Consider the following 24,526-nt stretch of genomic DNA (forward strand, 5'->3'; position numbering starts at 1 on the left):
TTGTTGCAGGTCAGGGCCAGCGGCGGAAGATCAACGAGGTGTTGACGCCGCCAAAGGCGAAATTGTTGTTCATCACATGGCGGTTGCTCATCTGGCGCATCTCGCCGCGCAGATAGTCCAGCTCGCCACACAGCGGGTCGATATGGTCCAGGTTCAGGGTCGGCGCATAGCGGTCGCTGTTCATCATCTCGATGCAGAACCACGATTCCAGCGCGCCGCAGGCACCCAGGGTGTGGCCCAGGTAGCTCTTCTGCGAACTGATCGGCATGTGCGGGCCGAACAGGCTGCTGGTGGCCAGTGTTTCGGCAATGTCGCCCTGTTCTGTAGCGGTGCCGTGGCCGTTGACGTAGCCGATGGCTTCGGGGCCCAGCCCGGCGTCTTCCAGTGCCAGTTCCATGGCCCGGCGCATGGTCACCTGCTCTGGGCGGGTGGTGTGCTGGCCGTCGGCGTTGCTGCCAAAGCCGACGATCTCGGCATGGATATGCGCGCCACGGGCCAGGGCATGTTCCAGCTCTTCGAGCACCAGCATGCCGGCGCCTTCGCCGATCACCAGGCCGTCACGGCCGCTGTCGTAGGGGCGCGGGCTCAGGTGCGGGGTGTCGTTCTTCAGGCTGGTGGCATACAGCGCATCGAAGACCATCGCCTCGGTCGGGCACAGCTCTTCGGCGCCGCCGGCAAGCATCATCGGCAGGCGGCCGAACTTGATCGCTTCATAGGCATAGCCGATGCCCTGGCTGCCGCTGGTGCAGGCGCTGGAGGTGGGAATCAGGCGCCCGGTAAGGCCGAAGAAGATGCTGATATTGGCCGCGGTGGTGTGCGGCATCATGCGCACATAGGAGTTGGCGTTGAGGCCGTCGGCCACCGAGTTGAGCAGCATGTTGCCGAACGCCTTGATCTCGTCGGTGCTGCCGGTGGACGAGCCGCAGGCCACGCCCATGCGCCCGTCGCGGATCATCGGGTCGCCGAGCAGCCCGGCGTCGCGCAAGGCGTTTTCCGCTGCGGCCACGGCCAGGCGCGATACCCGGCCCATGCTGCGCAGCTGCTTGCGGGTCCACGCGGCCGGGACCTTGAAGTCGTCGATCGGGCCAGCCAGGCGGGTGTTGAGCTCTTCGAAGCGGTCCCACTCGTCCATGCGGCGAATGCCGCTGCGCCCGGCAGCGAAATGCGCCGAGATGCTCGGCCAGTCGTTGCCTAGCGAGGTAATGCCGGCCATGCCGGTAACCACGACACGTTTCATCAGCACAGGCCTCCATTGACCGAAAGTACCTGGCGGGTGATGTAGGAGGCTTCCGCCGACATCAGGAAATTCACCGCACCGGCCACCTCTTCCGGGGTGCCCATGCGCTGCGCCGGAATCATCTTCAGCAGCTCGTCGACGGGCACATGCTCGTCGAGCATCGCCGTGTCGATCAGCCCTGGGGCCACGCAGTTGACGGTGATCTTGCGCTTGGCCAGCTCGATTGCCAGGGCCTTGGCGGCGCCGATCACACCGGCCTTGGAGGCGCTGTAGTTGACCTGGCCACGGTTGCCGATCAGCCCCGAGACCGAGGTAATGCAGACGATGCGCCCGGCCGCGCGGCGGCGGATCATCGGCATGGTCAGCGGCTGCAGGACGTTGAAGAAACCGTCGAGGTTGGTGCGCATCACCAGGTCCCAGTCGTCCTCGCTCAGCGCCGGGAAGGCGCCGTCACGGGTCAGGCCGGCATTGCACACCACGCCGTAATAGGCGCCGTGGGTTTCCACGTCATCGCTTAGGATCGCCGCACAGGCGGCGCGGTCGGCCACGTCGAATTGCAGTACCCGGGCCTGCTGGCCCAGGCTGCGGACTTCCTCGGCAACGGCGTCGGCTTCGCTGCGGCCGGTGCGGCAATGCAGCACCAGGTCGTAGCCGGCGCGCGCCAGGCGCAGGGCGATGGCGCGGCCGATGCCACGGCTGGAGCCGGTGACCAGGATGGTGTCAGTCATGGGGGGAATCCTCAGGGCCCGCTTCGGCCAGGTAGCGGGTCACCTGCGGCGGGCGAAAAACATTGAGCCGGGCCAGGGCATGGATGCCCTCGCCGGTCAGGTGACATTCGAACACGCCCATGCCGTTGTCGTCTTCCAACGAACGCAGGGCGTGAATACGCAGTTCGCTGCCGGCCGGGAACGCTTCGACATTGCACTCGAACTTGCGCGAGCCGAGCAGGAAGCCCAGTTCCACCGGGTTGCCCTGCTGGCGCGCGCGGCAGCCGGCATAGGCAGCGACGCTTTGCGCCATCAGCTCGATGCCGACCCACGCCGGCAGGCTGCCATCGGCGCGGTTGAACAGGCCGCCCGGGCGCACGGTCAGCCGGGTGTGGATCTGCTCGTCGTCGAAGGCCTCGACCTGATCGATGAGGATCATGTCGCCGGCGTGGGGCAGCAGTTCGGCCAGGGGCCAGGTGATCATGGGGTGTCTCCGAGAATCAGGCTGACGTTGTTGCCGCCAAAAGCGAACGAATTGCTCATCAAGCGGCGCGGGCCCTGGGTGGGCAGGCGCTGGTCGGCGCTGATCAGGTTCAAGGGCGCAAGCTGCGGGTCGCTGACGCCATCCCAACGGTGCGGCGGCAGGCGCCCCTCAGGGTTGCTCGCTGCCAGGCTCAGCCAGCAGAAGGCCGCTTCCAGGGCACCGGCGGCGCCCAGGGTGTGGCCGGTCAGCGGCTTGGTCGAGGAGCATGCCAGGCGGCTGCCGAACAGTTGCTGAACGGCCAGGCTTTCCATGGCGTCGTTGTGCCGGGTCGCGGTGCCGTGCAGGTTCAGGTAGTCGATGTCTGCCGGGACCAGGCCGGCATTCTCCAGTGCCTTGCGCATGGCCTGCAAGGCGCCCTTGCCGGACGGTTCCGGCGCCGAGATATGGTGCGCGTCGGAGCTGGCGCCGGCGCCCAGCAGGGCAATCGCCGGGCCGTCGGCGTCGCGGGTCATCAGGAACAGCGCGGCCGCTTCGCCGATATTGATGCCGTCGCGGTTGTTCGAGAACGGGTTGCAGCGCTGGTTGCTGATCGCTTCCAGCGCGGTGAAACCGTTCAGGGTGAGCTTGCACAGGCTGTCCACGCCGCCGCAGATCAGCGCGTCGCACACGCCCATGTCCAGTAGCCGGCGAGCGCTCATCAGGGCGCGGGCACTGGAGGTGCAGGCGGTGGAAATCACATAGCTCGGGCCACTCAACGCCAGCCATTGGCTGAGGAAGTTGGCCGGTGCGCTGAGTTCCTGTTCGGCGTAGCGGTAATCGGCAGGGAGCTGCTGCTCGCGCAGGTAATGGGCAATGCCCGCGCTGCCCTCGGCGATGCCCGAGGTACTGGTGCCAAGCACCACGCCCACGCGGTGCCTGCCAAAGCGGGCGATGGCGGCGCGCAGCTGCGGCTCGATCTGCATGGCTGCGGCATACAGCAGCTGGTTGTTGCGGCTCTGGCAGTGCTGCACGGCGGCCGGCAGCGGCGCCAGTGCGCTGCGCACGGCGCCGACCGGCAGCACGCGCTCCGGCACCCAGCCGCTTTCGCCACGCATGCCGCTGTCGTCGCCGGCAAACAGGCGCCGGGCGACGTCGGCCTGGCCTTCGCCCAGGGCGCAGACCAGCCCCAGTGCATTCAGGTAGGCCGTCATGGCGTGCTCTCGATGGGAAGTGGGCTGACTAAATAACGCAGGCCGTGGTCCAGCTTCAAGGTGAACTGGTCGGGTTGCTGGTAGATCACCGTCCAGCGTTGGCCCAGCTTACGCTGATTGGCCTGTTGCTCGGCACCCGGATAGGCAGCCGGCAGGGCTTGCTCGTCGGTCAGGGCGAACAGCAGTGCCGCGAACAATTCGCGCGCAGCCGGGTTGGGCGGCAGCAGGCCTTCGGCCTGCCAGCGCCCGTCATCCAGCAGCTGGCGCGCCAGGGGGATGCCCAGCAGGTCGAGCAGGGTCCAGCGCAGTGCGTGCGGCTCCTGCTGGATCACCAGCAGCCAGTCCTGGTGCTGGCCGGCCTGCTCGCGCTGCACGTGCAGCTGCATCGGCAAGGCCAGTTGCGGCAGCTGCGCCGGCAACGGCGCACGCGCGGCGCAGGCGCTCAGCAGCACGGCGGCGAGCAGCAGGCACAGGCGCTTCATGGCTGCACGAGGTCCGCGCGCAGCGGCTTGCGCGCCACCACATTGACCAGGGTTTCCTCACGCTGGCCCACCGGCGGCGGCTTGCGCAGGCCGAAACGCTCCAGCAGGCCGAAGTCGCTGGAGCGGCTCCACCACAGGTACGGGTACGAGACCTGCTGCGGGCCGAATTCGAAGCCCTGGGCACGCAGCATCTGCAAATAGCCGTCGGCGCTTTTTTGCACCTGCATCGGATGGCGGAACAGCCAGCGGATGACCCAGGTGTCGATATAGGCTTCAGTCGACTCGGCGAACAGCAGGTAGCCGCCCGGTTTGAGTACCCGCCAGAATTCGGCGAGGGCCTGTTCCTGCTCGACCAGGTGATGGAAGGTCTGGTGGCAGAACAGGATGTCGACGCTTTCATCGGCGAATTGCAGCTGCGCGCAGTCGCTGCCGCGCAACTCCACCGACAGCCCCAGGCGCGTTGCCTCGGCCTGGCTCAGGCGCAGGCTGTGCGGGTCGGCATCGGTGCCGAGCAGCTGGCTCGGGGCAAATACTTTGTGCAGGTACTGGAACGATTTGCCCTGGCCGCAGCCGGCATCGAGCACCACCGGCGCCTCGGGCAGCGGGCCGTCGAACAGCTGGCGCAGGTCGTTGATCGCCACGCGCAGCACATGGTGCTGCCAGGTGTGGCTACGCAGGAACCAGAAGCCGAAGCGGGTTTCCTCGACGTAGGTCTTGCTCAGGTAGGCCTGATCATTCATGCCGCTGTCCTTGCGCAGATTTCAGCGAGCATGCGCAGGCGACGCTGCGGCTCACTGACAAACGGGTTGCCGGTGTCCCAGGCGTAACCGGCCAGTATCGAGCTGATCATCGCGCGTATCTGCGGCGAGCTGCCGGGGTGGTAGATGACGTCCTGGAAGCTGCCGTCGTACCAGCCTTCGACATAGGCGCGGAAGGTGTCGACGCCACGCTTGAGCGGGACGGCGAAGTCTTCCTGCCAGTCCACCGCCTCGCCTTGCAGCTGGCGGTGCAGCAGGCCGGCGGCCATGCTCGCCGAGCGCATGGCGATGGTCACGCCGGAGGAGAACACCGGGTCGAGGAACTCGGCCGCATTGCCCAGCAGGGCAAAGCCTGGGCCATGCAGGGTCTTGACGTTGGCCGAGTAGCCGCCGATGGTCCGCGCCGGGGTGTCCCAGACCGCGTTGGCCAGCACCTTGTGCAGGCTTGGCGTTTGCCCGACGAAGTCTTTCAGGCAGGCGTCCAGGTTCGGGCTGGCGGCGGCGAAATGCTCGGCTGCAGCGACCACGCCCAGCGAGCATCGCCCGTTGCTGAACGGGATGGTCCAGAACCAGATGTCGCGGTGCTCGGGGTGGGTGGTGATGAGGATCTTGTCGCGGTCGAAGCCAGGGTGTTCGATGCGGTCTTCGATATGGGTGAACACCGCTTGGCGCACCGGGAAATTGGACGGTGCCTCAAGGTCCAGCAGGCGCGGCAGCACCCGGCCATAGCCGCTGGCATCGAGGACGAAGCCGGCGTCGATGCGGTATTCGCTGCCGTCCAGGCGACGGGCCAGCAACTGCGGGCCCGGGCCGCTGAAATCGGCGCTGATGATTTCTTCTTCGTAGCGGATCTGCACGCCTTGCAGCGCGGCCTGGTCGGCCAGCAACTGGTCGAAGGTGGCGCGTTGCACCTGGAAGGTACTCGGTTTGCCGTTGCTGAAGGTCTCGCCGAAGTCGAACGCGCTGTACTCCTCGCCCCAGGCGAAGGCTGCGCCGTTCTTGTGCTGGAACCCGGCTGCCTGCACGGCGTCGAGCATGCCGGCTTCCTCGATGAAGTCGATGCAGTGCGACAGCAGGCTTTCGCCGATGGAGAAACGCGGGAAGCGCTGGCGCTCGACGATCAGTACCTCATGGCCCTGGCGTTTGAGCAGGGTGGCGGCAATTGCCCCGGACGGGCCGGCGCCGATGACCAGGATCGGGTGGCGTTGGGTTTCAATGTTCGGCATATGGCCTCCTTGCCGGTTGAACGGTATTCGATGGAATGCGGTGCAGGCCGGCCACGGCGGGGAGCAGGGTGGCGACCAGGCTCATCAGCATCAGCGCGAAGTACAGCGCCGGGCTGATCAGCTGTTGTTGTAGCAGCAGGTTGAGAAAGACGATCTCGCTCAAGCCGCGAATGTTCAGCAGCAGGCTTTCCCGCCATTTGCTCGCGCCGGCAAACGACGGCGTCGCCCAGCTCAGGCCGAGCCAGTTGCCCAGCAGCTTGCTGGCAATCGGCAACAGCAGCAGGGCGCCCAGCTGTACGGCATCGAAACCGGCCAGCACATGCTGCAGGTCGATCTGGACGATGCCGAAGGTCAGGATCAGCGGGATGGCCACGCCGTTTTGCAGGCGCTGCAACCAGACTGACGATAACGGCATGCGCAGCGGCAACTTGAGCCAGGCCATGCACGCCAGGTAGCCGATGCCGCAGAGCAGGGCGTTGAGCTGGTAGTGTTCGGCGATGAACAGCACCGCGAGGAACACCAGGCTGTAGACGCCGGGTTTGCGAACCCGCAGCCAGTAGAACAATGCCGGCAGCCCGGCAATCAGCAGCGGCAGCAGCAGGCTCAGCGGGTTCAGGCTGCCCTGGCCGAGGCCGAACAGCAGCCAGCAGGTCACGTCGATGAGGATCGCCGACTGCATCAGCCGGCGCGTAGCGTCGGGCGGGTAGTCGATATGGCGCAGGTACAGGTACAGCACCGGAATCGCGGTAATGGCGAACACCAGCCCCAGGGCCAGGGTGCTCAGCCACGGCTGATCGGCCAGCAGCCACAGCCCGCAGCCGAGGCCGGCGAAGAACGGCACGAGGAAGCTCGGCACGGCGATCTTCAGGCTTTCACGGTCCAGGCGCAGCGCGACCACATCGCCGAGGATATGCCCGAGCAGCAGGGCGAAGCTGGCGCCGTACAGGGTCTGGAGCCAGCCCGGTGCAATCAGCGCGGCGCCGTCCAGATGCCAGTGCGGCTCAACCCAGAACAGCATCAGCAGTGGCAGGCCAAGGCTGGCCAGCAACAGCTGGCTGACGATGGGGATCAGCCCGCAGCGCCGACCCAGTTCGCCAGCCATCAGGAACAGCAACAAGGCCAGCAGCCAGAACAGCAGCACGCTCATGGGCATTCCTTGGCGGGGCGGCTGGCAGCCCAGGGCGCCAGCAGGAAACTGAAGAACAGGCCGAGGCTGACCGCCAGGCCGAAATTGCTCACCGCCGGGGTGCTCGACACCGCCAGCAGGCCGAACGACAGCCAGGTGGTGGTCGCCGCCAGCAAGGTGCCCAGCAGGCTCACGGCGGCGCCGCCGATCTGCTCGTGCATGAGGATCGCGTAGTCAACGCTGATGGCCGTGACCAGCAGCAGGCCGAACAGGCTGAACAGGGTCAGGGGCTGGCCGAGCCAGGCCAGGCTGGCCAGGCTGCACAGCGCCGCGAGCAGCGGCAGGGCGACGATGCGCAGGGCGCCGCCAAGGCCGAAAGGCAGAATCAACAGCAGCACGATCAACACGCAGGACAGCAGCTTGAGTTCGGCGGCGCTGAGCTGGGTGGCGCTGAACACCTGGTTCAGGTCGCCCAGGCGGTCGATCAGTTGCACACCCTCAAGGCCATCGGCCTGGGCGCGCAACAGGCTGGCATCGCTCAAGCCTTGCAGGCTGACGATAGCGGCCACGCCATGCTGATCGGCGCCGAGCCAGAGCGCGCGCCACGGCTCGCTCAGCGGCCCGCTCAAGGCCTGATCGATATCCAGCGGCGGCAGGGCCTGCAACTGGGCGAGTTCGCCAGCCAGTGCCTGGGGCGTCACCCCCAAGGCCAGCAAAGGCTGCCAATGTGCCGGGAGTTGCTTGAGCGATTCGCGCAGGCGCTGTTGCTCGGCCTGGCTGGCTACCAGGCGATCCAGGGCCATGTAGCCCTTGAGCGTGCCTTGGGCGATCAGCGCATCGAGTCGGGTATCCAGCGCCTGCATGCGTTCAAGCAGTTGCGTCTGATCAGCGCCGCGCACCAGGTAGAACTGGCTGGTGGGTTGATAGCCGGTGATCCGCGCCACGGCCTGGGCTTCTTCTTGCAGCTGCGGCGGGCTGGCGACCCATTGGCGGATGTCGTTGCGGCTGTCCAGGCGCCACAGGCCGGCGACACAGAACACCACCAGCAATGCCAGCAGCAGCGGGCTGCCGACCTTGCGCAGCAACCCTTCGCGTCGATCGACCAGCCACTGCGCCACCGCCAGCGGCCACTGCGCCGGTTGCAGGTCGATGCCCTTGAGCAGCGCCGGCAGCAGGCAGGTGGCGCTGAGGTAGGCACCCAGCAGGCCGGCGGCGGAGAAGATCGCGATCTGGGTCAGCGCCGGGAACGGGGTGAACGCCAGCGCCAGGTAGCCGATGCAGCTGGTCGCCAGGCTCAGGCTCAACCCCGGCAAGGTCAGCTTGAGTGCCGGCCAGCTGTGCCAGGGGCGCAGGCTCCAGCTTTTTGACAGGTAGTGCAGCGGGTAGTCGACTGCCACGCCGATCAGGCTGGAGCCCAGTACCAGGGTCATCACGTGCATCTGGCCGAACAACGCCACGCAGGCGGTGGCCCCGAACAGCATGCCGACCAGCACCGGCATGAAGGCCAGCAAGACCCGCAGGCGGCGGAACGCCAGCAGCAACAGCAGCAGGATGCCGACGGTGGCACCGCCGCCGACCCAGGTGATTTCCTGGCTGGCCTGGCGCTGGCCGTTGGCGGCGTAGAGCAGGCCACTGGCGGCCAGCAAGCGCGCACCGCTTTGGTCCGCTTGAAGACGGGCCTGGCTGAGCAGGTCGGCCACCTGCAACGGCAGGTGCATGTCGAAGGCATTGCTGTGGGTGCGGGCCCGCAGCAGCACCCATTGCTGGCCATCAGCTTCGGCGATCAGCGCGCCGCTGGCGGTGTCCAGTTGCACGGCAGCGGGGCGCGGCTGGCTGTTCTGGATCAGCCCGGTCAGGCCCAGCCAATCCTCCTGGCTGGGTACCAGGCTGACCCCGGCGAAGGAGTCGTACAGGCGTTGCACGCGTTGTTCGATGAAGGTGTGCGGCTGCGCAATCAGGGTGTTGCGGTCCGCTTGCGAGAGCATCGCCAGGCGGCCTTGCAGCAGTTGCTGGCGCACGGCATCCAGGTCGGCCTGCACGCTCCACTGGACCTTTTCGAACAGGCCGCTGGCGCTCCAGCTGTCGGCCAGTTGGCGGGCCAGGGCGATGGCCCGGTCCCGCTCGGGGTGGCCGACCAGTACCAGCATCTCGCGGTTCAGCGGTTCCTGCATGCGTTGTTCGGCGCGCTGCACCAACGCGTCTTGGGTTGCGCCGGGTACCAGCGTCATCAGGTCCGCCGACAGCGGCGCAGCACCGCGCCACTGCCAGCCGGCGAGGGCCAGCACGGCCAGCAGCAGGGTCAGGAACAGCCAGGGCAGGCGGCGCTCAGTCGGCAAAGTCGCGTTGCTCCGTCTCGGTCAGGCTGTCGGCCCGGGTGCTCTCGGGCATACGCAGCAAGGTGCTGTCGCCTTGGGTTTCGCGCAGTTCGATGCGCTCGACAAAGCGCCCACCGTCGATGTTGATCTGCGTGAAGATCTGCTTGAGCAGCAGTGAGCGTGGGGTCAGGCGCAACTGCCAGTGCTCGGCGCTGCCTTGCAGGTTCAGCTCGAAATCACGTTGCAGGCCGCTGCTGTCGCCTTGCAGCACGGCAAAGAACAATTTGTTCTGCTGGGTGCCGGCGGCGCTGCCGGGGAGCATTTGCCAGCGGCCGGCGTCACGTCGGGCAATACCGTTGGCGTTCAGGCGCACGTCCTGTTGCACCGGCGTTTGCAGCAGCCAGAGCAAACCATGCTCGCGGGTCAGGACGAAGTGGCCCTTGCTGACCAATGGCTGAGGCAGGGCGCGCAGGTGTTTCTCCTGGATGAACGCGCCCTTGACCACCGGCGCCTCGCCCAGCTGACGGCTGAGATCGGCTAGGCCAAAGGCCTGGGCCAGGCCGCAGGCACTCATCAGGCCCACCAGCAGCAGGCTGCGCCACAGGGTGCTCATGGCAAGGCCTTGCGCACAGCGTCGAGCATCACCTGGGGCGAGGCCAGCAGCATCTCGCGGCTGGCGATGTCCACGGCCACCTGCACGGTGCTGGCGCGGGTCAGGCGCTCGCCGCTGGCGGCGTCGCTGATCAGGTAGTTGATCTTCAGGCGGTTCTCCCACTCCACCAGGCTGGCGCGCACGCTCAGGCGTTGGCCGAAGGTGGCGCCACGCACATAGCGCAGCTGCAGGTCGATCACCGGCCAGGCGTAGCCCGAGGCCTGCATGTCCAGGTAGTTGTGCTGCAAACGGTCGAGCAGTGCGCAACGCGCCACTTCGAGGTATTTGACGTAGTGCCCGTGCCAGACCACCAGCATGCTGTCGACGTCAAAGAAGGGCACGAGGATCTCGGTATCGACATGCAGAATGCCCTGACTACGCATGCAGCCTCCAGTGTTGTGCGCCGATGCGTTGCAGGCACAGGCGCAGTTCGCCTTCCAGGGCGCGGTCTTCGATCACCGGGGCAAAGTCTTCGCCAAGCTCTGCGTGCATGGCCGCCAGGGCTGGCGGCAAGCTGCGCGCGTCAGGCTGACGGCTACGCAGCCAGACCCCTTGGTTGGCGGCGAGCAAGGTGGCGGCGGCAACCTGTTCGGTCAGTTCCAGCACGCGCAGGGCATCGCGGGCGGCGATGGTGCCCATGCTCACCTTGTCCTGGTTGTGGCATTCGGTGGAGCGCGAGAACACGCTGGCCGGCATGGTGTTCTTCAGGGCTTCGGCGGTCCAGGCGCTGGCGCCGATCTGCACGGCCTTGAAACCGTGGTTGAGCATTGCGCGCTCGGCCGGGGCGCCGGACAGGTTGCTCGGCAGGCCATGGTTGTAGCGCTCGTCGACCAGCAAGGCGAGCTGGCGATCGAGCAGGTCGGCGACGTTGGCCACGAGGTTTTTCAGGCTGTCCATGGCGAAGGCGATATGCCCGCCATAGAAGTGCCCGCCGTGCAGCACGCGCTCGGCTTCACCGTCGATGATCGGGTTATCGTTGGCGCTGTTGAGTTCGATCTCGATAAAGCTGCGCAGCCAGCCCAGGCTGTCGGCCAGCACCCCGAGCACGTGCGGCGCGCAACGCAGCGAATAGCGGTCTTGCAGGCGGTGCAGCGGCGCGGTCGGTGCGTCGATGGCCAGGTCCTGGCGCAGCCAGGCAGCCACCTGCATCTGCCCCGGGTGCGGCTTGGCGGCAAACAGGCGCTCGTCAAAGTGCTCGGGGTTGCCTTGCAGGGCCACCACGTTCAGCGCGGTGATGCGCGTGGCGAGCTTGAGCAGGTAGTCGGCGCGGGCAAAGGCCAGGCAGGCCAGGCCGGTCATCACCGCCGTGCCGTTCATCAGTGCCAGGGCTTCCTTGGGGCGCAGCACCAGCGGCTGCCAGCCCAGTTCGCGGTGCACCTCCAGCGCGCTGCGATGCTCACCCTGGTACAGCACCTCGCGCTCGCCCGAGAGCGTGGCGGCGACATACGACAGCGGGGTCAGGTCGCCGCTGGCGCCCACCGAACCTTCCTGCGGGATCAGCGGCAGGATGTCGTGGTGCAGAAACGCCTGCAGGCGTTCCAGCAGTTCCACGCGCACCCCGGACACGCCATGGCTCAGCGACTGCAAGCGCGCCGCCAGCACCGCGCGGGTGGCCGGGGCATCGAGCAACTGGCCCAGGCCGCAACCATGGAAGGTGTACAGGTGACGCGGCAGCGCCTCGACGTGCTCCAGCGGCACGGCCACCACGCAGGAGTCGCCGTAGCCGGTAGTCACGCCGTAGATCACGCCTTCCTTGTCCAGCAGCGACTCGAGGAACTGCGCGCCACGGGCGATGCGTGCGCGATACGCGGCATCGTCCTGCAGGCGGGTGGCCGCCTGGCGGTTGGCTACCGCCAGGACGTCTTCGATCGCCAGTGGCGACTCGCCGAAGGTGATCGGCTCAAGCAGAGGCATCGTCATCGGTCTTCCAGAAAGGGTAGAAATTGAACCATTGGTAGGGCGCTTGCAGGCAGTAGTGGCCCAGGCGCGCGGCATAGCGAGCGGCATGCTCGGCGATGACCTGCTCACGCTGGCTGCGGCGCCATTCGATGGCCTCGGCAAACGGTTCCAGGGTGACCTGGTAACGGCCTTCGCGCTTGAGGCAGAACATCAGGTTGATCGGGCATTTGAGCAGCCCGGCCAGCAACCATGGGCCCTGCGGGAAGGCGGCCGGCTGGCCGAGGAAATCGGCCTGCACGCTGCGCCCGCCATGCAGTGGCACGCGGTCGCCGGCAATCGCCAGCCACTCGCCGCGCTCCAGGCGCTGGCTCAGTTGCAGCATGATCGCCGGGTCCAGCTCGCTGACCTGGATCAGCCGCAGGTGGCTGGCCCCGGACTCGCCCAGCAGGCGGTTGAACTGCTCGGCATGGCGGGTGTGCACCAGCACGTTCATGGTGACTTTTTCGCCCAGCTCCGCCAGTGCCCGGCAGACTTCCAGGTTGCCCAGGTGGGCACCGACCAGCATCTGCCCGCGCTCGCCGCGCAGTTGTGCACGCAGGTTGGCCGGGTCGACGATCTCGATCTGCTCCAGCGGCAGCTTGCCGTTCCACACATCGAGCTTGTCCAGCAGTGCATCGGCAAAGGCCATGAACTGGGCGAACACCCGCCGCTGGTTCGGGCGCAGCTCGGGGCGGCCGCTCCAACTGGCCAGGTGTTGCTGATAGGCCCGGATGCTGTGGCGCGCGCGGCGGCCGAAGAGAAAGAAATACAGCACGATGGCATACAGCAGCGGCGCCAACAGGCGGCGACCGAGCAGGCGCACGGCCAGGGCGGTGAATTTCATCAGCCAGAAGCTGCCGCGTTCCTGGTGATCGGCCCAGTGCTGCTCGCGGGTGCTCATGCCAGCCACCGTCGCCAGAGGATCAGCGGCGCGCGCAGGAGCATGCCGACGAACAGCTTGGCGTGCATCTTGGAGATCAGCGCGTTGTCGTGGAACAGGCGAAAATGCGACAGGCCATCCTGCGGGTAATGCACGCGGGTCGGCAGCCAGTGCATGGGCTGGTTGCGCCAGGCCAGGCGCACGAGGATCTCCGGGTCGAAGTCCATGCGCTTGCCGAGCGCCACCGAGTTGATCAGCGGCAAGGTGCGGGCCAGCGGGTACACGCGAAAGCCGCACATCGAATCGGGAATGCCCAGCGACAGGCTGTTGATCCACACCCAGACGTGGGTGAGGTAGCGGGCATACAGGCGGCCCTTGGGCACGCTCTCGTCGTATTGCGGGTAGCCGCAGACCAGCGCGTCGGGCTGCTGGCGCGAGGCGTCGAGGAAGCGCTCGACATCGCCCAGGTCATGCTGGCCGTCGGCGTCTACCTGCAAGGCGTGGCTGAAACCCAACCGCGCCGCTTCGCGCAGGCCGGCCATGACCGCGCCGCCTTTGCCCTGGTTGACGGGCAGCTGTACCAGAAAGATTTGCGGTTGCCCGGCCAGGTCTTGCAGCACCCGGGCACAGGCCGGGCTGCTGGCGTCGTCGACCAGCACGCAGGGCAGGCCGGCGGCGAGCAGGTCGGCGACCACTGCCGGCACGGCCAGCTCGTGGTTGTACACCGGGATCACTGCACAGGGCTTATGCACCGGCCACCTCCAGCACTATGCGCCCGCTGGAGCATGCAGCGTCGGCATTGAGGTAGGTGAAGTAGAGCTTGCCGCGCTCGGCGTCGAAACGCAGGGTCAACGCCAGGGTGTCGCCGGGGCGGGCCAGTTGCTGGAACTTCAGCACTTCCATGCCGGCAAAGCGTCGCGGCTGGTCGAGCAGCGGCTGGGCGAGGGCGATGGCCCAGTCGATCTGCACTACGCCGGGCAGTACCGGGGTTTGCGGGAAATGCCCGTTGAAGTAGGCCAGGTCCGGGGAAACCAGCAGTTGCAGCTGTAGCTGGTTGTCGACCTGGGTCTGGCTCAGCACCTCGGGCCCTTGCGGGCGCGGTGCGAGCAGCAACGCTTCGACCTCGCTCTGCGGCAGCTTGCCTTGCGCGTTGTAGGGCAGCTGGCGCAGCAGGCGCCAGCGCCGTGGCAGTGCCAGTGCTTCGCAATGCTCGCTCAAGTGGCTGCGCAGGGCCTCGGTCACGGCGCGCCGGCCCTGGTTGCGCAGGGCGTGCAGGCCGGCCGGGCTGAGCACCAGCAGGGCGCCCAGTGAGGCGCGGTTTTCCTGGACCACGCCGAGGCGGGCGTCCTCGACCCAGGCATGTTCGAGCAGCGCTCGCTCCAGCATCGGTAGGGAGATGCGTTTTTCTTCCAGCTTGACGATGCGGTCCAGGCGCCCAAGCAGGCGGAATCGCGTGCCGACGAATTCGACTGCGTCCATGCTCTGCTCGATGTGCCCGGCCGGCAGATACGGCGAGGCGATGCGCAGCGCGCCGTAGGCGTCCTGGCTCAGCTGTACCTCGGCGAACGGCTGCCACAGGCTGCTGCCCTGGCGCCAGGCGATACCGCCGGTTTCCGAGCTGCCGAGGATCTCCACCGGCCATTGCTGCAAGCGCTGTTGCAGGGCGTTGGCCGCGTCTGCCGGCAGCTCGCCGCCGGAGGAGAACACTTTGCGTACCTGGCTCAGCGCCGGCCAGTCGAGGTTGTCGCCCATGCGCTTGAGCAGTGCAGGGCTGGCGACCCAGGCGAAGGCCGGCTGTTCACGGCTGGCGCGTTGCAGGTCCTCGGGGAACGGCAGTTGCTTGCGCACAAAGGTGCGTCCGGCGCACAGCGGCCACAGCACGCGGAACAACAGGCCATAAATGTGTTGGGTGGCAATGCTGCCGATAATGCACGCCGCGCCCAGGTCCTGGCCCCACAGGGCCTCCAGGGCCAGTACTTCATTGGCCAGCTGGCGCAGGGTCTTGTCGATGCGCTTGGGCTCGCCGCTGGAGCCGGAGGTGCACAGGCTCAGGCAGGGCGTGTCCAGCTCAAGGGCGGCAGGCGGCAGTGCGGCTTGGCACAACTCTTCGAGAGTGCAGTCCTGCGCCTGATCGCTCAGCCACAGGTCCACCTCGCCTTGCCAGCGCTGGCGGGTTTGCGCCTGCAGGTCGGCCGGCAGCAGTACATGGGCACCGGCACGCCAGGCGCCGAGCAGGGCCACGGCCAGTTGCCCGGCGTCTTCAAGGTGCACGGCCAGGCGACGGACCTTGCGTTGTTGCAGGCCAGCCGCCAGTTGCAAAGCCTGCGCACACAGCCCGGCATGATCCAGCGCCGGGGCTGCGGTCAGCGCACGCGGCGCGATTGTCGGCAGCAGCAGGTGCTCAAGGTTGATCCATTTCATGAGCGTCCTCTTACGCGTTGTCGTACCAGCCATTCAATGGCAAACAGCAGCCCCATCAGGGCATAGGCGATCAGCCCGTTGTACAGCGTCCACCAGCTCAGCGGTGCCCACAGCGTCAGGGTCGCGGCGATCAGGCCGTTGCCCAGGAAGAACAGGCACCACACCTGGGTCACTTTGCGCGTGTAGGGGATCGCCACGGCGGGCAACTGCGGCTCGCGCAGGCGTGCCAGGCGCTCGACCATCGGCGGGCCGAACTTCAGGCTGCTGGCGAACAGGCCGAGCATGAAGCCGCTGATCAGCACCGGGTACCAGCGCAGCAGCGCCGGGCTGTCGAACACTGCCAGCAGGGCGCAGAAGGTCAGCGCCACCACGGCCATCCAGTGCCCGCCGGGGCGCCGTTCGGTAAGCGCGCGGGCCAGCCACAGGCCGCCGAGCAACAGGCCGAACTGCCAGGGGGCAAAGTGCGCCATGCCGAAATGCACGGCAAAGGGGTACAGCAGACCGGCCAGCAGCAGGCCCAGGCCGATCAGGCGACTCATGCGGCGGGGGCGACCAGGCGATACACCGCCTCGACCACGTCGTTGACAGTACGCACGGCCTTGAAGTCCTCGGCGGCGATCTTTTTGCCGGTCTTGCGCTTGATGTGGTCGATCAGGTCGACGGCATCGATGCTGTCGATTTCCAGGTCCTGGTACAGGTTGGAATCCAGGCTGATGCTGGCCGGGTCCAGTTCGAACAGTTCGACGAGGGCGTCACGCAGGGTGTTGAAGATGTCTTCGCGGTTTTGCATGGTGCGCTCTCAGGCTGCCTGTTTTGCCGTGACGAAAGCCGCAAGGCTGGCCACGCTGGTGAAATGGTTGCGGGTGTCCTTGGCGTCGGCGTCGATCTTGATGCCGAAACGCTTCTGGATCGCCAGGCCCAGTTCCAGGGCGTCTACCGAATCCAGGCCCAGGCCTTCGCCGAACAGGGTCTGCTCGTCGTCGATGTCCTGGGCGCTGATGTCTTCCAGGCCCAGGGCCTCGATGATCAGCTGTTTGATGTCGTGGTTAAGGCTGTGCTGTGGATCGCTCATCTGTGGCGAGCTCCTTGATGAAATGCTGGTGCAGGTGGTCATTGAGCAGGCGCGAGGCACGCGGCGCCAGGCCCTGGCTGGCAAAGGCCTGGGGGTCGATGTCATCGCCCACCTGAAGGCTGAAATGCATGCGCCGCGCCGGGATGCTGTACCACGGCTCGGCCTTGGTCAGGGTGGTGGGGTTCAGGCGCAGGGTGACCGGGGTGATGATCTTCGCACCGCGCAAGGCAATGGCGGCGGCGCCGCGATGAAAGGCGGGCGCCTGGCCGGGCACGGTGCGCGTGCCTTCGGGGAAGATGATCAGGCACTGGCCACCTTGCAGCGCAGCGGCGGCGGCATCGAGCATGTCCATGCTGCCATCGTTGCTGATGTACTGGGTTTCACGCACCGGGCCACGGGTGAAGGGGTTGCGGAACAGGCTCTGCTTGACCACGCAGTTGGCGTCGCGGATCAGCCCGATCAGGAACACCACGTCGATCAGCGACGGGTGGTTGGCAATCACCATCTGCCCCGGGCGGCCGAGTTTTTCGGCGCCGCTGATGCTGTAGGTGAGTACCCCGGTGCGCTGCATGAACTGCACGAACAGCCAGAACAGCCGGCTCACTACCCGGCGCGCACGGCGTCGGTGGGCCAGCGCATCACCGGGCAGGCAGGCGAGCAACGGGAACACCAGCAAACGCAGGCACAGGCCACCCAACCCGAACAGGGCAAAGCTGGTGGCGGTAGCCAGCAGGCGCCGGTAATAGGCGTCGCGTGGCTTGCTCAGTGACGCTGCCAGTTCCATGTGCGTTGGTTCCAGGTGTGGTGGAAAGAGGTGTGCCCCAGCAGCAGGTGACGCAGCCAGTTCAGTGCGTGGGGGTGTGCTGCCGGCTCGGCGGCGGCGTGGCTTTCGCCCAGCGCCAGTTGCCAGTTGTTGCCCGGTTCGAGCAGCAAACCCAGGGCGTAAGGGAAGGGCACGTCGTCGATGGTCGGGCGATAGGCGGCGGGCGGCTGTTCTTCGCTGATGATCAGCAATACCGCAGGCGCGCCTTCATGGAGCAGGGTCGCTGCTTCCAGCAGGCCTTGTTCAAAACCGTCGCCGGCAGCGGCCAGGGCGGTCATCTCGCTGGTTTCGCCGCGCATGATAGACCACATGCCGATCACGGCGTTATGCACCGAGAGGCTGAATTGCGTTGGCGACAACGGTTGTTCAGCTGCCAGGTCGCTGAGGATGTCGAAGGTGCGCGGGGTTTCGCCATGGCGTGAGACGAACACCAGCGGCAGGTCGCCCAGGCCCTCGGCCAATGGCCAGCCGACGCTGAAGGCCATGCGCGCCAGGCGGCTCAGGCGGCGGCGTTGCAGGGCGGGCAGGAACGACACATCCGGGGCCAGATCGCCCTGCGCTGGCAGGCGAGCGTCGGTGCTCCAGCCTTGCCAGTCGGCAGCCGATTCGAGGCCAGGCGCCCATGCGCGCCATTGGCGGATGTTGAATGTGATCACGGTTTATTCTTCCCGCCCTGCTGGACGTCCTTGCCTGGGGAATGACTCGATGCGCCAACCGCGGCGGGTTCGCGCATTGGCCGAGTGGCGCGCATTATCCCGCTCACGTCAGCCTGTAGCAAATGTTGGTTACGACTAAGACCAGAGATTGCGTGCGATGTTGGCACCGTTCGTCAGAGCTTTGGCTTACAGCCCGTAGGAGAGTGCCGACAGTGCGCTGCCCAATGGCGCCACCAATGGTCTGACGGGTGCTGGCTAATCTGGCGCGGCGTCGACATACTCGGTCATTCCCTGACACACGGAGGTCTTTCCATGCGGCGCGTGGTGTTCAATCAGAAAGGTGGCGTGGGCAAGTCGAGCATTGCCTGCAACCTGGCAGCGGTGAGTGCCAATGAAGGCTATCGGACCCTGCTGATCGACCTGGATGCCCAGGCCAATTCGACCCAGTACCTCACCGGCCTGACCGGCGAGGACATTCCCATGGGCATTGCCGATTTCTTCAAGCAAACCCTGTCTTCCGGGCCGTTTGCCAAGAAGAACAAGGTCGATATCTACGAAACCCCGTTCGACAACCTGCATGTGGTCACGGCCACGGCAGAGCTGGCCGACTTGCAGCCCAAGCTTGAGGCCAAGCACAAGATCAACAAGCTGCGCAAGTTGCTCGACGAACTGGCCGAGGACTACGACCGGATCTACCTGGATACCCCGCCTGCACTGAACTTCTATGCGGTTTCTGCGTTGATTGCCGCAGACCGTGTGTTGATCCCCTTCGATTGCGACAGCTTCTCGCGTCAGGCGCTCTATGGGCTGATGCAGGAGATCGAAGACCTCAAGGAGGACCACAACGAAGGCCTTACGGTGGAAGGCATTGTGGTCAACCAGTTCCAGGCGCGCGCCAGCCTGCCGCAGCAGATGCTCGATGAACTGGTGGCCGAGGGCTTGCCGGTGCTGCCGGTGTACCTGGGCAGCTCGGTGAAGATGCGCGAGTCGCACGAGGCCAACCTGCCGTTGATCCACCTGGACCCGCGCCACAAGCTGACCCAGCAATTCGTTGAACTGCACTCGCTGCTGGAAAGCGCCTGAGGTTGTGCTTTAGACGCCCTGGCTGCGCAACCACTCGAGTAACTGCTGGAGTGGGAATGCGCCGCTCTGGCGCGCGACTTCGCGACCATTCTTGAACAGGATCAGGCTGGGGATCGAACGGATGCCCAGTTGCCCGGCGAGCTGCTGGTTCGATTCGCTGTCGAGCTTGGCCAGGCGGCAGCGGCCGGCCAGTTGCAGGGCGGCTTGTTCGAAGACCGGGGCGAAGGATTTGCACGGCCCGCACCAGTCGGCCCAAACGTCTACCAGCAGCGGCAGGTCGCCCTTGATCTGGCTGGGGTAGTCGGCTTGTTTCAGTTCGAAGGGTTTATCCAGCAGCACCGCAGACTTGCAGCGCCCACATTTCGGCGCATCACCCAGGCGTTCGCCGGGGATGCGGTTGAGGCCGTTGCAGTGGGGGCAGGGGATGAGCAGGGGGTCGGTCATTTGGGCTCCGATGTGTTGGTTGATAGGGTCGGGGCTACGGTGTAGCCCATCGCCGGCAAGGCCGGCTCCCACAGGAAAGGCAGGCGCCACATAACCTGTGGGAGCCGGCCTTGCCGGCGATGGGGGCAGCGGGATCTCAAGACGAACAACTGATCTCCAGATGCTTGCCCCACTCCGGTGGCCGCTCGGCATAGGCTTGCATCCCCGGTTGTTCCTCGAACGGTCGGGTCAGCACCTGGTGCAGGCGCCGCACTTCTTCATACTCCCCGCGCTCCGCCGCCTCGATCGCCCGCTGCGCCAGGTAGTTGCGCAGGATGTACAGCGGGTTCACCGCATGCATGCGCTCACGCCGGCCCTCGGCATTGCCTGGCTCGCTCGCCAGCCGCGCCAGGTAATCCACGCCCCAGCGGTCAAACCCGGCCAGGTCGACAAAGTCGTCACGCACCACTTGCAAGGCCTGCTCAGCCGGCTGCTCACCCAGCTTGCGGAAGAACAGCGTGTAATCCACCGCCCCCGGCTGCATCAGTTGCAGCAAGCGCTCGATCAACGCCTTGTCCTGCTCGTCGGCACGGGTCAGGCCCAGGCGGCGACGCATCAGGTCCAGGTAATGCGCCTCGTACAGCGGCAGGAACAACCCCAGCGCCTCCTGCAACGCCTCGACACTGATGAACGGCGTCAATGCCTGGGCCAGCGCGCTGAGGTTCCAGTGGGCAATCGGCACCTGGTTGCTGTAGCTGTAGCGGCCCTGGTCATCGGAATGGTTGCAGATGAAATTCGTATCGAAATCATCCATGAACGCAAACGGCCCGAAATCGAAGGTAATGCCCAGGATCGACATGTTGTCGGTGTTCATCACCCCATGGCAGAACCCATAGGCCTGCCAGCGCGCGGTCAGCTCGGCATTGCGCTCGACGATGCTGCGGAACATCGCCAGGTACGGCTCCGGCGCCTCGCGGCATTCGGCAAAGTGCAGGTTCAGCACATGCTCGGCGAGGATCCGCTGCTGCTCCGGCTGGCGGGTGTAGTAGAAGTATTCGAAGTGCCCGTAGCGGATATGGCTGGGCGACATGCGCAGCAGCATTGCCGCGGTTTCCTGCTTCTCGCGCCACACCGGGGTGCTTGAGCCGATCACGCACAAGGCGCGGCTGCTGGGGATGCCCAGTGCATGCAGGGCCTCGGAGCCAAGGAATTCGCGAATCGACGAGCGCAGCACCGCACGGCCATCGCCCATGCGCGAATACGGCGTCTGGCCGGCGCCCTTGAGGTGCAGGTCCCAATGCTCGCCGGCGTCGTTGTAGACCTCGCCCAGCAGCAAGCCCCGGCCATCGCCCAGGCGCGGCGAGTAGCCGCCGAACTGATGCCCGGAATACACCATCGCCCGTGGCTCGGCCTCGGCCCACAGCTTGTGGCCGCTGAACAGTTCGGCAAATACCGGGGAGTGGGCTTCAGTCGGCTCCAGGTCGAGCAGGGCCATGGCCGCTTCGCTGGCCACGACCAGGCGCGGCTCGGCAATCGGCTCGGGCAGCACCGCAGTGGAGAACGCATCGCCCAGGCGGGCGAAGCGGTTGTCGAAAGTCAGTTCGTCGAGGGCTTTCAACGGCCGTCTCCTGGAGAATGTCCGAGCATTCTGCAAGGGTACGGCCGTTGGCGTCCAGTTACACCGGCTTGGCGGCGTCCGGCGCGTCGTCGTCCTTGGTTGGTGCGGGCAACAGGGTCTTGTCGGTGTTTTCCGCTGGCACCAGCTTGTACTCCTGACCCTGGGTGTTCTTCAGGTAGATCTCCATCTGCCGGAAGGAGATGTTGATGTGCTGTTTCTTGAACTCGCGGTTGATGAACCGGTTGATCTCGTCGAGCGCCGGGTTGCGGTCGCCGAGGTCACGTACGTGCATGCGCAGTTCGTGGTCCAGGGTGCTCTCGCCGAAGTTCAGGAAGTACACGATTGGCGCCGGCTCCTTGAGTACCCGTGGGTTCTCGTTGGCTGCCTGCAACAGCAGGGTGCGCACCAGGTCGAGGTCCGAGCCGTAGTCGACGCCGAGCTTCAGGGTGACCCGGGTAATGGTGTCGGTCAGCGACCAGTTGATCAGTTGCCCGGTGATGAACGTCTTGTTCGGGACAATGATGTCCTTGCGGTCGAAGTCGGTGATGGTGGTCGCGCGGATGCGGATCTTGCTCACCGTGCCCGACAGGTTGCCGATGGTGATGGTGTCGCCAATGCGTACCGGGCGCTCGAACAGGATCATGATGCCGGAGATGAAGTTGGCGAAGATCTCCTGCATGCCGAAGCCCAGGCCCACCGACAGCGCCGCGACCAGCCACTGCAACTTGTCCCAGCTCACGCCCAGGGTCGACAGGGTGGTGACGAAACCGACCCCGGCAATCACGTAGGACAGCAGCGTGGTGGTCGCGTAGGCACTGCCCTGGGCCAGGTTCAGCCGCGATAGCACCAGCACTTCCAGCAAGCCGGGCAGGTTGCCGGCCAGCGCGAAGGTGATACCGACGATCACCAGGGCACCAAGGAAGTCGCCAAGGCTGATCGGCACCATGCTCATGGCCGCGCCGGTGCCGCTGGTGTACTCGTACAGGGTGATGTTGTCGAGGTAGGCGAACACGCTGATCAGGTCAGCCCAGACCCAGTACAGGGCGGCGATGAAGCCGCCGAGCAGGGCCAGGCGGATCAGGCGCAGCGACTGCTGGTTGACCTGTTCGATGTCCAGGGTCGGCTCTTCGACCACGGTTTCGCCATCCGGCCCTTCCTTGGCGGCCTGGCGTTTGCTCAGCGCCCGCGCGTAGGCCAGGCGCCGTGCGGCCACGGCCAGGCCGCGCACGAAGGCGGCCTCGATCACCAGCCAGAACATCAGCAGGTACAGGGTGTTGATCAGCCGGTCGGTGAGCTTCAGGGCGGTGTAGTAGTAGCCGAAGCACACCGCGACGAACAGCGCGATCGGCAGGGCGGTGAAGGCCACCCCCATGGCTTTGCGGAACAGCGAGGTGTTGTGGTGGGTCGGGCTGTTGAGCAGCAGGCGGCTGAGCAGCAAGGCCATCAAGGCATAGCAGGTCAGCACCACGCCGATGCCGAGCACGTCGTCGGCCAGTGCCGACGGCTGATGCTCGGCCACCGCGACCACACCCACCAGGGCCAGGACTACCGCGCCGAGGCGGCGGATCCAGCCACGCAGGAATTCGACCTGGGCTTTCTCCCAGCGAAAATGCAGCTGCGCCACGCCGCCAGGGGCCAGGACCCTATAGGCGGTGTAGAACACCAGCCAGGCCTGGGCGATCTGCCACAGCGCCTCGCCCAGGTTGGCGTTCTGCCCACGGGCGTCAATTTGCAGGGCATAGCCGCACAGCGCCAGGCCCAGGCTGACCGGCAGGGCCAGGAGGATATTGATCAGGATCGCCTGCGGCGTGTGCCACTGGCTGTCGCGGCGGAAGTGCCCGACATCCTGGTGCACCGTGCTCAGGCGCGCATACAGATCCTTGCGCCACCACAGCAGGGCCGCGATCAGCAGCAACAGCGGCAGGAACAGCAACGGGCGCTGCGCCAGGCCGTCGGCCATGGCTTTCACCCCGGCGACCCAGGGCAGGCTGACCACCTGGGCCTGCAGGCGCTCAGGCACGGTGCGCAGCCATTCGAAGTCCAGCGGCTTGTTGCTGGGGATCCAGAACATCTGCTCGTCGAGGGTGTTGCGCAGGCTCTGGGCGGTGCTCACCAGCTGCTTCTGGTTCAGTTGCAGGGTGATCGATTCGTTGAGCAGGGCGCTCAGTTCGCGGTTCAGGCGCTCGAGCAGGTCGCTGCGGGTGTAGGCAACGTCCAGCAATGCCTTGCGCAGGTTCGGCGTGACAGTTTCCTCCGGCTGGCTCTCGAGCAGTTTTTCGACATAACCGCTCGGGTTGCTGATCGCCTCGCGCTGTTGGTTGACCTCGAACTGGTACAGGCGGATATCGGCAATCTGGTCGGCCAGGTCGCGGTCGAGCTTCAGGTGCGGCAGTGCCTGCTTCTGCTTGTAGAGGATCTTCGACAGCAGCAGGCTGCCCTTGAGCACGTTGATCTGCTCATCCAGGGCCTGGTCGCTCTGGGTCACGCTGTCGAGCTGCTGCTTGGTCTTGAGGTTCTGCTGGGTCAGCTCGTTGAGCCGGTCGGTGCTGCGCAGCAGGTAGTCGGACAGCTTCAGGTTGGCCGCGCTTTCATTGGCCAGGATCGAGCTGCCGCCGGCCTTCTGCGCCTCGATGGACTGCTCGGTGACGGTCTGCTGCGACTGCGCCAGGCGCTTCTGGTTGATCAGGGTCTGCAGGTCCTGGATTTCCTGCTCCAGGCGCGCGGCGCGCTCGATCAGCAGGTCATGCTGGGCGCTGCCGAGGTCTTGCAGCAGGCTGTTGCCGGCCAGTTCCTGGCGGCGCAGCAGGGTCATGGCGTTGAGCGAGGCCAGCTCGGCATTGAGCCGGTTGCGCTGCTCGGCCGACAGCGGCTTGCCGGCGTCTTTGCCGGCCTTGAGGGTGCTGTTGATCTGCTGGGCGCGGGTCTGGTTGGCGCTGATTTCGGCCTGCGCGCGTTCCGGACGGGTCTGCGAGTTGATGATCAGGCTGTTGGCGTCGGACAAGGCCTTTTGCAGTTCACCCTGCTGGGTGGTGCGCTCGGACAGCAATTGCTCCAGTTGCGGCACCCCCAGCGCGGCATAGCGTTGGGCCACCGGGACGATCTTGCTTGCCTCCAGCTTGGTCAGCTCGCGCTGGCTGTCGCTGGTCTGGCGGGGGGCGTCGGCCAGCTGCTGCTTGAGCGCGGCGAGGCGTTTTTCCGCATCGTCCTTGCTGGCGAGGAAGCCCAGGGTCTGCTCCAGCACTTGCTGCAAGGCCTTTTGATCGGCCTCCGGCAGCTTGCGCTCGGCGATCTTGTCGAGGCTGTGCTGCACCGATGCGGTGGTGGGGGGCTCCGCGGCGTAGGCGAAGGTGATCGACAGGCACAGCCCCATCAGGGCCGCACAGATTAGCGTGCGCAGAGACATAGGCAGAAGTTCTTACAGACCAGGCAGAAATC

At 66.1% G+C, this 24,526-nt stretch carries 24 protein-coding genes; 1 reads left to right on the forward strand and 23 read right to left on the reverse strand.

Annotation, left to right across the window (positions count from 1 at the left end; genetic code table 11):
- Positions 1 to 10 precede the first annotated feature (10 nt).
- From M5G11_RS10455 to M5G11_RS10550, 20 genes are read right to left on the reverse strand one after another with little or no spacing between them, the layout of a single operon-like run.
- Complete coding sequence (locus tag M5G11_RS10455; RefSeq protein WP_273909977.1) at positions 11 to 1,237, reverse strand: beta-ketoacyl-ACP synthase; 1,227 nt, start codon at positions 1,235 to 1,237, stop codon at positions 11 to 13.
- Entirely contained in the window at positions 1,237 to 1,965 is a 729-nt protein-coding gene (fabG, locus tag M5G11_RS10460; protein ID WP_273909978.1) for a 3-oxoacyl-ACP reductase FabG, read from the reverse strand. Before fabG ends, M5G11_RS10455 begins: the two co-directional genes overlap by 1 nt.
- Positions 1,958 to 2,428, reverse strand: coding sequence for a hotdog family protein (locus tag M5G11_RS10465; protein ID WP_273909979.1), 471 nt, complete (start codon positions 2,426 to 2,428; stop codon positions 1,958 to 1,960). The genes fabG and M5G11_RS10465 overlap by 8 nt, the downstream gene beginning before the upstream one ends.
- Entirely contained in the window at positions 2,425 to 3,618 is a 1,194-nt protein-coding gene (locus M5G11_RS10470) for a beta-ketoacyl-[acyl-carrier-protein] synthase family protein (protein WP_273909980.1), read from the reverse strand. The genes M5G11_RS10465 and M5G11_RS10470 overlap by 4 nt, the downstream gene beginning before the upstream one ends.
- Complete coding sequence (locus M5G11_RS10475) at positions 3,615 to 4,100, reverse strand: DUF3261 domain-containing protein (protein ID WP_273909981.1); 486 nt, start codon at positions 4,098 to 4,100, stop codon at positions 3,615 to 3,617. The genes M5G11_RS10470 and M5G11_RS10475 overlap by 4 nt, the downstream gene beginning before the upstream one ends.
- Positions 4,097 to 4,840, reverse strand: a complete 744-nt coding sequence (locus M5G11_RS10480) for a class I SAM-dependent methyltransferase (RefSeq protein ID WP_273909982.1) — start codon at positions 4,838 to 4,840, stop codon at positions 4,097 to 4,099. Before M5G11_RS10480 ends, M5G11_RS10475 begins: the two co-directional genes overlap by 4 nt.
- Positions 4,837 to 6,084 (reverse strand): NAD(P)/FAD-dependent oxidoreductase, encoded by a 1,248-nt coding sequence (locus M5G11_RS10485; protein WP_273909983.1) that lies wholly within the window; start codon positions 6,082 to 6,084, stop codon positions 4,837 to 4,839. The genes M5G11_RS10480 and M5G11_RS10485 overlap by 4 nt, the downstream gene beginning before the upstream one ends.
- On the reverse strand, positions 6,071 to 7,231 hold the full coding sequence (locus tag M5G11_RS10490; RefSeq protein ID WP_273909984.1) for a cation:proton antiporter: 1,161 nt from the start codon (positions 7,229 to 7,231) through the stop codon (positions 6,071 to 6,073). Before M5G11_RS10490 ends, M5G11_RS10485 begins: the two co-directional genes overlap by 14 nt.
- Entirely contained in the window at positions 7,228 to 9,546 is a 2,319-nt protein-coding gene (locus tag M5G11_RS10495) for an MMPL family transporter (protein ID WP_273909985.1), read from the reverse strand. Before M5G11_RS10495 ends, M5G11_RS10490 begins: the two co-directional genes overlap by 4 nt.
- Positions 9,536 to 10,138 carry an outer membrane lipoprotein carrier protein LolA gene (locus M5G11_RS10500; RefSeq protein ID WP_273909986.1) on the reverse strand — a complete coding sequence of 201 codons (603 nt, stop codon included), beginning with the start codon at positions 10,136 to 10,138 and terminating at the stop codon, positions 9,536 to 9,538. The genes M5G11_RS10495 and M5G11_RS10500 overlap by 11 nt, the downstream gene beginning before the upstream one ends.
- Entirely contained in the window at positions 10,135 to 10,560 is a 426-nt protein-coding gene (locus M5G11_RS10505; protein WP_273909987.1) for an acyl-CoA thioesterase, read from the reverse strand. Before M5G11_RS10505 ends, M5G11_RS10500 begins: the two co-directional genes overlap by 4 nt.
- The gene (locus tag M5G11_RS10510; RefSeq protein ID WP_273909988.1) at positions 10,553 to 12,097 is read right to left on the reverse strand and encodes an HAL/PAL/TAL family ammonia-lyase; all 1,545 of its coding nucleotides are present in this window, start codon (positions 12,095 to 12,097) and stop codon (positions 10,553 to 10,555) included. The genes M5G11_RS10505 and M5G11_RS10510 overlap by 8 nt, the downstream gene beginning before the upstream one ends.
- Positions 12,078 to 13,016, reverse strand: coding sequence for an LpxL/LpxP family acyltransferase (locus M5G11_RS10515; RefSeq protein WP_273909989.1), 939 nt, complete (start codon positions 13,014 to 13,016; stop codon positions 12,078 to 12,080). Before M5G11_RS10515 ends, M5G11_RS10510 begins: the two co-directional genes overlap by 20 nt.
- Positions 13,013 to 13,747 carry a glycosyltransferase family 2 protein gene (locus M5G11_RS10520; RefSeq protein WP_273909990.1) on the reverse strand — a complete coding sequence of 245 codons (735 nt, stop codon included), beginning with the start codon at positions 13,745 to 13,747 and terminating at the stop codon, positions 13,013 to 13,015. Before M5G11_RS10520 ends, M5G11_RS10515 begins: the two co-directional genes overlap by 4 nt.
- Entirely contained in the window at positions 13,740 to 15,416 is a 1,677-nt protein-coding gene (locus tag M5G11_RS10525) for an acyl-CoA synthetase family protein (protein ID WP_273909991.1), read from the reverse strand. The genes M5G11_RS10520 and M5G11_RS10525 overlap by 8 nt, the downstream gene beginning before the upstream one ends.
- Positions 15,413 to 15,955, reverse strand: coding sequence for a COG4648 family protein (locus tag M5G11_RS10530; RefSeq protein ID WP_273909992.1), 543 nt, complete (start codon positions 15,953 to 15,955; stop codon positions 15,413 to 15,415). Before M5G11_RS10530 ends, M5G11_RS10525 begins: the two co-directional genes overlap by 4 nt.
- Entirely contained in the window at positions 15,952 to 16,206 is a 255-nt protein-coding gene (locus tag M5G11_RS10535; RefSeq protein ID WP_273909993.1) for an acyl carrier protein, read from the reverse strand. The genes M5G11_RS10530 and M5G11_RS10535 overlap by 4 nt, the downstream gene beginning before the upstream one ends.
- A gap of 9 nt (positions 16,207 to 16,215) precedes the next feature.
- The gene (locus M5G11_RS10540; RefSeq protein ID WP_273909994.1) at positions 16,216 to 16,488 is read right to left on the reverse strand and encodes a phosphopantetheine-binding protein; all 273 of its coding nucleotides are present in this window, start codon (positions 16,486 to 16,488) and stop codon (positions 16,216 to 16,218) included.
- Positions 16,463 to 17,272, reverse strand: a complete 810-nt coding sequence (locus tag M5G11_RS10545; RefSeq protein ID WP_273909995.1) for a lysophospholipid acyltransferase family protein — start codon at positions 17,270 to 17,272, stop codon at positions 16,463 to 16,465. Before M5G11_RS10545 ends, M5G11_RS10540 begins: the two co-directional genes overlap by 26 nt.
- Positions 17,251 to 17,967, reverse strand: a complete 717-nt coding sequence (locus tag M5G11_RS10550) for a beta-ketoacyl synthase chain length factor (RefSeq protein ID WP_273909996.1) — start codon at positions 17,965 to 17,967, stop codon at positions 17,251 to 17,253. Before M5G11_RS10550 ends, M5G11_RS10545 begins: the two co-directional genes overlap by 22 nt.
- 312 nt (positions 17,968 to 18,279) lie before the next feature.
- Here M5G11_RS10550 and M5G11_RS10555 point away from each other — a divergent pair, with 312 nt between their 5' ends.
- Entirely contained in the window at positions 18,280 to 19,050 is a 771-nt protein-coding gene (locus tag M5G11_RS10555) for a ParA family protein (RefSeq protein WP_273909997.1), read from the forward strand.
- A gap of 9 nt (positions 19,051 to 19,059) precedes the next feature.
- Here the strand turns inward: M5G11_RS10555 and trxC are convergent, their stop codons facing one another.
- The 3 genes from trxC to mscK form a co-directional block, all read right to left on the reverse strand.
- Complete coding sequence (trxC, locus tag M5G11_RS10560) at positions 19,060 to 19,494, reverse strand: thioredoxin TrxC (protein WP_273909998.1); 435 nt, start codon at positions 19,492 to 19,494, stop codon at positions 19,060 to 19,062.
- A 136-nt stretch (positions 19,495 to 19,630) separates the two neighbouring features.
- Complete coding sequence (selO, locus tag M5G11_RS10565; RefSeq protein ID WP_273909999.1) at positions 19,631 to 21,091, reverse strand: protein adenylyltransferase SelO; 1,461 nt, start codon at positions 21,089 to 21,091, stop codon at positions 19,631 to 19,633.
- A gap of 58 nt (positions 21,092 to 21,149) precedes the next feature.
- Positions 21,150 to 24,494 carry a mechanosensitive channel MscK gene (mscK, locus tag M5G11_RS10570; RefSeq protein WP_273910000.1) on the reverse strand — a complete coding sequence of 1,115 codons (3,345 nt, stop codon included), beginning with the start codon at positions 24,492 to 24,494 and terminating at the stop codon, positions 21,150 to 21,152.
- Between the last annotated feature and the right edge of the window lie 32 nt (positions 24,495 to 24,526).

Origin of the sequence: Pseudomonas fontis (genome assembly GCF_028656955.1) — a bacterium.
GTDB lineage: Bacteria > Pseudomonadota > Gammaproteobacteria > Pseudomonadales > Pseudomonadaceae > Aquipseudomonas > Aquipseudomonas fontis.

Bases quoted from the DNA above. Each gene is read 5' to 3' on its own strand.
- M5G11_RS10455 (WP_273909977.1), bottom strand. From the start codon at position 1,237: ATGAAACGTGTCGTGGTTACCGGCATGGCCGGCATTACCTCGCTAGGC.
- fabG (WP_273909978.1), bottom strand. From the start codon at position 1,965: ATGACTGACACCATCCTGGTCACCGGCTCCAGCCGTGGCATCGGCCGC.
- M5G11_RS10465 (WP_273909979.1), bottom strand. From the start codon at position 2,428: ATGATCACCTGGCCCCTGGCCGAACTGCTGCCCCACGCCGGCGACATG.
- M5G11_RS10470 (WP_273909980.1), bottom strand. From the start codon at position 3,618: ATGACGGCCTACCTGAATGCACTGGGGCTGGTCTGCGCCCTGGGCGAA.
- M5G11_RS10475 (WP_273909981.1), bottom strand. From the start codon at position 4,100: ATGAAGCGCCTGTGCCTGCTGCTCGCCGCCGTGCTGCTGAGCGCCTGC.
- M5G11_RS10480 (WP_273909982.1), bottom strand. From the start codon at position 4,840: ATGAATGATCAGGCCTACCTGAGCAAGACCTACGTCGAGGAAACCCGC.
- M5G11_RS10485 (WP_273909983.1), bottom strand. From the start codon at position 6,084: ATGCCGAACATTGAAACCCAACGCCACCCGATCCTGGTCATCGGCGCC.
- M5G11_RS10490 (WP_273909984.1), bottom strand. From the start codon at position 7,231: ATGAGCGTGCTGCTGTTCTGGCTGCTGGCCTTGTTGCTGTTCCTGATG.
- M5G11_RS10500 (WP_273909986.1), bottom strand. From the start codon at position 10,138: ATGAGCACCCTGTGGCGCAGCCTGCTGCTGGTGGGCCTGATGAGTGCC.
- M5G11_RS10505 (WP_273909987.1), bottom strand. From the start codon at position 10,560: ATGCGTAGTCAGGGCATTCTGCATGTCGATACCGAGATCCTCGTGCCC.
- M5G11_RS10510 (WP_273909988.1), bottom strand. From the start codon at position 12,097: ATGACGATGCCTCTGCTTGAGCCGATCACCTTCGGCGAGTCGCCACTG.
- M5G11_RS10515 (WP_273909989.1), bottom strand. From the start codon at position 13,016: ATGAGCACCCGCGAGCAGCACTGGGCCGATCACCAGGAACGCGGCAGC.
- M5G11_RS10525 (WP_273909991.1), bottom strand. From the start codon at position 15,416: ATGAAATGGATCAACCTTGAGCACCTGCTGCTGCCGACAATCGCGCCG.
- M5G11_RS10530 (WP_273909992.1), bottom strand. From the start codon at position 15,955: ATGAGTCGCCTGATCGGCCTGGGCCTGCTGCTGGCCGGTCTGCTGTAC.
- M5G11_RS10535 (WP_273909993.1), bottom strand. From the start codon at position 16,206: ATGCAAAACCGCGAAGACATCTTCAACACCCTGCGTGACGCCCTCGTC.
- M5G11_RS10540 (WP_273909994.1), bottom strand. From the start codon at position 16,488: ATGAGCGATCCACAGCACAGCCTTAACCACGACATCAAACAGCTGATC.
- M5G11_RS10545 (WP_273909995.1), bottom strand. From the start codon at position 17,272: ATGGAACTGGCAGCGTCACTGAGCAAGCCACGCGACGCCTATTACCGG.
- M5G11_RS10555 (WP_273909997.1), top strand. From the start codon at position 18,280: ATGCGGCGCGTGGTGTTCAATCAGAAAGGTGGCGTGGGCAAGTCGAGC.
- trxC (WP_273909998.1), bottom strand. From the start codon at position 19,494: ATGACCGACCCCCTGCTCATCCCCTGCCCCCACTGCAACGGCCTCAAC.
- mscK (WP_273910000.1), bottom strand. From the start codon at position 24,494: ATGTCTCTGCGCACGCTAATCTGTGCGGCCCTGATGGGGCTGTGCCTG.